This is a genomic window from Nodularia sp. UHCC 0506 (genome assembly GCF_034931045.1).
Classification (GTDB): Bacteria; Cyanobacteriota; Cyanobacteriia; order Cyanobacteriales; family Nostocaceae; genus Nodularia.
Map to the genome: position 1 here is coordinate 32,251 of NZ_JAYGHH010000045.1, position 6,182 is coordinate 38,432.

The 6,182-nt window shown below is 44.5% G+C and carries 5 protein-coding genes; 1 reads left to right on the plus strand and 4 read right to left on the minus strand.

Annotation, left to right across the window (positions count from 1 at the left end; translation table 11 throughout):
* The 3 genes from tkt to acpP all read right to left on the minus strand — a co-directional run.
* A partial coding sequence (gene tkt, locus VB654_RS19945; RefSeq protein ID WP_323215543.1) for a transketolase occupies positions 1-1,756 on the minus strand: 1,756 nt, incomplete at its 3' end.
* 325 nt (positions 1,757-2,081) lie between these two features.
* Positions 2,082-3,332 (minus strand): beta-ketoacyl-ACP synthase II, encoded by a 1,251-nt coding sequence (gene fabF / locus VB654_RS19950; protein WP_323215544.1) that lies wholly within the window; start codon positions 3,330-3,332, stop codon positions 2,082-2,084.
* 193 nt (positions 3,333-3,525) lie between these two features.
* Positions 3,526-3,777, minus strand: a complete 252-nt coding sequence (gene acpP, locus VB654_RS19955) for an acyl carrier protein (protein WP_323215545.1) — start codon at positions 3,775-3,777, stop codon at positions 3,526-3,528.
* Between the two features lie 208 nt (positions 3,778-3,985).
* Here acpP and VB654_RS19960 point away from each other — a divergent pair, with 208 nt between their 5' ends.
* Entirely contained in the window at positions 3,986-4,891 is a 906-nt protein-coding gene (locus tag VB654_RS19960) for a CoB--CoM heterodisulfide reductase iron-sulfur subunit B family protein (protein WP_323215546.1), read from the plus strand.
* Positions 4,892-4,984: 93 nt separating this feature from the next.
* Here VB654_RS19960 and lpxD read toward each other — a convergent pair whose 3' ends face one another.
* Positions 4,985-6,025, minus strand: a complete 1,041-nt coding sequence (gene lpxD / locus VB654_RS19965; protein WP_323215547.1) for a UDP-3-O-(3-hydroxymyristoyl)glucosamine N-acyltransferase — start codon at positions 6,023-6,025, stop codon at positions 4,985-4,987.
* Positions 6,026-6,182 lie beyond the last annotated feature (157 nt).

The window sequence follows — 6,182 nt, forward strand, 5'->3', positions numbered from 1 at the left end:
CACGAACCTTCTTACCTTCGGCTGTCAATTTCTCCCCTGCGGTGACACAAAGGCTTAACTCTGAACCAGTACCAATCAAGATGATATCGGGAGTACCTTGGCAATCTACCACAGTGTAACCACCCTGAGCCACCTTCTCAACCGATGTACCTGCCAAGTTGGGAACAGCTTGACGGGTGAAGGCTAACAGAGAAGGAGCGTTTTCCTTAGCCTTGGTAATTGCGACTTTGTACGCGCCAGAGCATTCGTTACCATCTGCGGGACGAAGTACAGTCAGGTTAGGAATAGCACGCAAAGATGCCAAAGTTTCTATTGGTTGGTGAGTAGGGCCATCTTCACCTTGTCCGATGGAATCGTGAGTCATCACCCAAATTGCACCAACTTGAGACAAAGCAGATAAACGGATAGCAGCCCGCATATAATCTGTAAAAATCAAGAAGGTAGCACCGTAGGGAATTAATCCCGAACCATGCAGCGCCATACCATTACAGATAGCACCCATACCGTGTTCCCGGACACCAAAGTGGATGTTGGGGTTTTGGTATTGTCCTTTTTGGAAGTCGCCCTTGCCCTTCAATTCAGTTAAATTGGAGTGAGTCAAGTCAGCCGAACCACCGATTAACTCTGGTAAAACTGCTGCTAATTTATTGAGACAGTTTTCTGAGTGTTTGCGGGTGGGAAGTCCTTTATCTTCGGGGGTGTAGCTAGGCAGGACTTTATCCCAACCATCAGGCAGTTTAGCACTGAGGTAACGTTCAAATTCTGCCGCTTCTTGGGGATATTTGGCTTTGTAGTCAGCAAATGTCTTGTTCCACTCAGCTTCGTAGCTTGCGCCACGTTCTACTGCTTTGCGTGTGTGGTCAAGTGCATTTTGAGGAACTACAAAAGGTTCGTGTTCCCAGTTGAGTTGTTTACGAGTTAAGGCAATTTCGTCTGCACCCAAAGCCGCACCGTGAATACCAGCAGTGTTTTGCTTGTTGGGTGAACCATAACCAATGGTGGTAGTCACCTTAATCATAGTTGGCTTGTCGGTGACAGCTTTGGCTGCTTCAATTGCGTTGGCAATGGAATCTAAATCAGTGTTACCATTTGCAACGTGCAGGACGTGCCAGCCATAAGCTTCAAAGCGCTTGGAAACATCTTCGGTGAATGCTACATCTGTAGAACCATCGATGGAGATGTGGTTGTCGTCGTATAGAGCAATCAGTTTGCCTAATCCCAAGTGACCTGCGAAGGAAGCCGCTTCACCAGAGATACCTTCCATATTACAACCATCACCTAGAATTACATAGGTGTAATGGTCAACAATTTTGGCATCTGGTTTGTTATATTTGGCAGCTAGATGGGCTTCTGCCATTGCTAAACCAACTCCATTAGCAATACCTTGTCCCAAGGGGCCAGTTGTCACTTCTACACCAGGGGTTTCAAAGTTTTCTGGGTGTCCTGGGGTCTTAGACCCCCATTGACGAAATTGCTTGATATCTTCTATTGTGACGCTATCGTAACCTGTCAAATAAAGCAGGGCATACAGCAACATGGAACCATGACCGGCAGACAAGACAAAGCGATCGCGGTTGAACCACTTGGGATTTTTGGGATTAAACCGCATAAAGCGATCCCAGAGGACAAAAGCCATAGGAGCTGCGCCCATTGGCAGTCCTGGGTGTCCTGATTTAGCTTTTTCTACAGCATCAACTGCCAAAAAGCGGATCGAGTTAATACAAAGTTCTTCGAGGGATTGGGTTGCAACAGCCATAATCTCTTATTCTTAACGACAGGTTAACACTCTTGGAGCTTTTTTTCTAACTGGGGTTGTTCTGCACAGTTAACAGTTAACAGTTAAAGGTTATCAGTTTTCTTCACTCAACTTGGTAACTGAATCACTGATTGAATTTTCCCCATAGTATCTTTATCATCCCATTCCCCATTGTTGATGGACAAGCGGGATCTCCTGAGATTCTAGTGATCAATCAATCCAATTATTAGGTCATGATGAACCCTTGACCTAGCAATGAAAGGTATTTGTGATACTTTTGACAAAATAATCTCAGGAGAGCCGAAAAACGGCACAGTTGAAATTTTTAGGCGTACTTCTTAAAGGCTAGTGTGACGTTATGACCACCAAAGCCAAAAGAGTTGGATAAGGCGATCGCCACTGTTTGAGAGCGGCTGGTATTGGCTACGTAATCTAAATCACACTCTGGATCAGGATTTTCTAGATTGATGGTGGGAGGAATTTGATCATGTGCGATCGCTAACACTGTAGCAACTGCTTCAATACCTCCCGAACCGCCCAACAGATGACCTGTCATCGATTTAGTAGAACTGATAGCGATTTTATAGGCGTGATCGCCCAAAGCTGTTTTCATCGCCGCAGTTTCTGTGGAATCATTGGCTGGGGTGCTAGTACCATGAGCATTAATGTAGCTCACCATTTCGGGAGTGATACCACCATCTTTAAGCGCCAGTTGAATAGCTCTAGCAGCACCTGTACCACCGGGTACTGGAGAAGTGATATGGTAAGCGTCACAGGTCATACCATAGCCGACCATTTCTGCATAAATCTGAGCGCCACGACTGAGGGCGTGTTCTAGCTCTTCTAGTACAAGAATGCCCCCACCTTCACCCATGACAAATCCATCGCGATCGCGGTCGAAAGGACGACAAGCATGAGCCGGATCATCATTGCGCGTGGAAAGCGCTCGTGCTGCGGCAAAACCAGCTAAACCTAGAGGTGTAATTGCTGCCTCACAGCCCCCGCAAATCATCGCCTGAGCATAACCATTTTGAATCAGACGGAAGGCATCCCCAATGGCGTTGGAACCTGCGGCACAGGCAGTCACAGCACAGGAATTAGGCCCTTTAGCACCGATGTGAATTGCTGTTAATCCAGCCGCCATGTTAGCGATCATCATCGGAATCATAAATGGACTACAGCGATCTGGGCCACGGTTGAGGTAGATGGTTTGTTGGTCTTCCAACACCTTCAGTCCACCAATACCGGAGCCAATCATCACTCCTACCTGTTCGGCATTTAGTTCATTAATGACTAACTTGGCATCCGCAACAGCTTGTTTGGCAGCTGATACCCCAAATTGGGCAAACCGATCCATGCGCTTGGCTTCTTTTCGATCCATATAAGCGAGGGGATCGAAGTTTTTCACTTCCCCAGCAATGCGACAATCATGGCTAGAGGCATCAAAATGTGTGATATTGCCAATGCCACTGCGCCCGCTTAACAATCCTTGCCAATATTCATCTGGTGTATTACCAATTGGTGTAATCGCGCCAACACCAGTTACAACAACGCGTTTACGTTTATAATCTGTCATTTCTTAGTTAAAATTGGCGAGAAAGCTGCAAATAAAGAGACTGGGGACTGGGAAGCAGGTATGGTCAGAAACCCGATAATAGTTAATTAAGAAGATTTTTATCTATATTCAATTATTACCAGTACTTAATACCCAGTACCCCATCCCCATTACCCCTTATCCCCATAGGGGTTCCGAGATCCCCAATATTTGTTTAGGCGGATGCAGCAACTTTATCGTTGATGTAATCCACAGCCTCTTGAACCGTCGTAATTTTTTCGGCGGCTTCATCGGGAATTTCGATATCAAATTCTTCTTCTAATGCCATCACTAATTCAACGGTATCTAGGGAATCAGCCCCTAAATCATTGGCAAAATTAGCTTGTGGTGTAATTTTGTCTTGATCAACACTTAGTTGATCGACAACAATTTTCTTGACCTTTTCAAAAATTTCTGCTTGACTCATACGATAAATGTCCTTGACCAGTTGCTATTATGCGCTCTTGATGGGCGATGTGTTTTTAAGCATATACATCTTATCGGAAAGAGCGATCGCCCGTATACTACCAAGGGCTTTTCCTGAAGAAAAACTTAACTCTCAAGGATACACTCAGGCTCTGTGCTTCAGATAACGGTTATTATCAGGGCAACTGCCTTTAACCAAATATATTTTTATGCTAACTCAGACCCTAAAATACGCCTATTACCCTGGCTGTGTGGCTCAAGGAGCTTGCCGAGAGCTTTACTTATCAACTCAAGCCCTGACTCAAGCATTGGGCATTGAATTGATTGAACTTAAAAAAGCGTCCTGTTGTGGTTCAGGCACATTTAAAGAAGATTCCCAATTATTAGAAGATACTGTTAATGCCCGCAATATTGCCTTAGCAGAAGCATTAAATCTGCCCTTACTGACCCATTGCAGCACTTGTCAAGGTGTAATTGGTCATGTCAACGAAAACCTGAAACAATGTCAAACAGATAATCCTGGCTACATTGAGCAAGTAAATGGTTTGCTGCAAAAAGAAGGGTGTTCACCTTATCGTGGCACTAGCGAAGTTAAACATATTCTTTATGCCCTGCTCACAGATTATGGTGTAGAGGAAATTACCAAACGTGTCACACGTAAGTTGACGGGATTGAAATGTGCAGCTTTTTATGGCTGCTATCTCCTCCGCGCTCAAAAGTATATGCCCTATGATGACCCCTTCCACCCCGAAGGCATGGAAAATATGTTTCGGGCAGTAGGTGCAACACCAATTTATTACCGTGGTCGTACTCAGTGTTGCGGTTGGCCTCTTTCTAGTTACGCTACTAACCAATCTTTCCAAATGGCTGGGATGCACATTCAAGATGCTTTAGCCAACGGTGCGGATTGTATAGTTACTCCCTGTCCTCTGTGCCATCTGAACTTAGATTCTCGTCAGCCAGAAGTAGAAAAGGTGATTGAGAAACGGCTGGGTTTACCAATTTTGCATTTACCGCAGTTGATTGCGTTGGCTTTAGGAGTTAGTCCCAAGGAACTAGGTTTAGATCGTCACATCGTTTCTACCCAGCCAGTTTTAGAAAAATTAGGATTTTAACAGTTACCGAAAACCTAAGCCATCGCTGTTACCAACTGAAGCGATGGATCGGACTTTATCAAATTCAGGTAACTAAAATGTTGAATTAATTGCTCACTTTTTCCCTAGTTGCTTTTGTAATTGCCTGAAGGATTGATACATTTCCGGCAAACGATGATAAATAGCAGATGCTTTGAGATATAGTTTGTGAGGTACTGCTGGCATCCCGGAGACAATTTCTCCTGGTGCGACATCATGGTGAATTCCGGCTTGAGCAGAGGCGATCGCCCCATCACCAATTTTTACTTGATTGGCTACTCCTGATTGTCCTGCCAAAATAACACGATTCCCTACTTTCACGCCTCCGGCTAGTCCAGCTTGACCGGCGATCGCACAACCTGAACCAATTTGGCAACCATGTCCTATTTGTACCAAATTATCAATTATTGTATGACTACCTACTCTAGTTTCTCCCACGGCTGGGCGATCAATGGCACTATTAGAACCAACTTCTACATGATCTTCTAAGACTGTATAACCAGATTGTTCCATTTTTAGCCAGCCAGTACGGGTAGGCACAAAACCAAAGCCTTCTGCACCGATTACAGCCCCACTATGAATTACGCAATCCGCACCGATGCGGGTACGTTCATGAATGGTGCAGTTAGCGTGTAAGGTGGTGCGATCGCCTATTTTGACATCAGGATAAATAACGACATTGGGATGAATAATTACACCATTACCAATTTCTACACCATGCTGGACTACAACATGAGCGCCAATATAAACATCTTGACCTAGTTTGGCTGTGGGATGAATCACCGCACTAGGATGAATTTCTGGGCTAGGGCGATAGGGTTGATAAAAAAGTGCGATCGCTTGGGCAAACAACAATCGTGGATCTGGCGTGGCTATCCAAGCTATACCCCGTTCTTGTGCTTGTAACTGTAACGTTTTATCTTGAGGCAAAATTAAAGCACTAGCCTTTGTTTGGCTAACCAGAGACGCAAATTTTGCCCCTTCAACATAACTCAGATGACCAGGGACAGCTTCATCCAAAGCCGCTAAACCTGTGATTTCTGGGTCTTGGTGATTGCTGAGACTATTCTCTGTCGCAACTTCAGCAAGTTTACTGACGATTTCGTTAAATTTCATAGTTGTCCATCTAAGTCTAAAAAAATTGAAGCATAGAGAAGGATATTTATGTACAAGGATTCTTCAGCTCAAACGCATAAAAAATTTGGTATACGGAAAACTCAGTCACTGGAATACTGGGTTATTGACTTAAGTTCACCTAGCCAAATTTTTTAAA

Coding starts and splice junctions, on each gene's coding strand:
- fabF (WP_323215544.1), bottom strand. CDS start 3,332: ATGACAGATTATAAACGTAAACGCGTTGTTGTAACTGGTGTTGGCGCG.
- acpP (WP_323215545.1), bottom strand. CDS start 3,777: ATGAGTCAAGCAGAAATTTTTGAAAAGGTCAAGAAAATTGTTGTCGAT.
- VB654_RS19960 (WP_323215546.1), top strand. CDS start 3,986: ATGCTAACTCAGACCCTAAAATACGCCTATTACCCTGGCTGTGTGGCT.
- lpxD (WP_323215547.1), bottom strand. CDS start 6,025: ATGAAATTTAACGAAATCGTCAGTAAACTTGCTGAAGTTGCGACAGAG.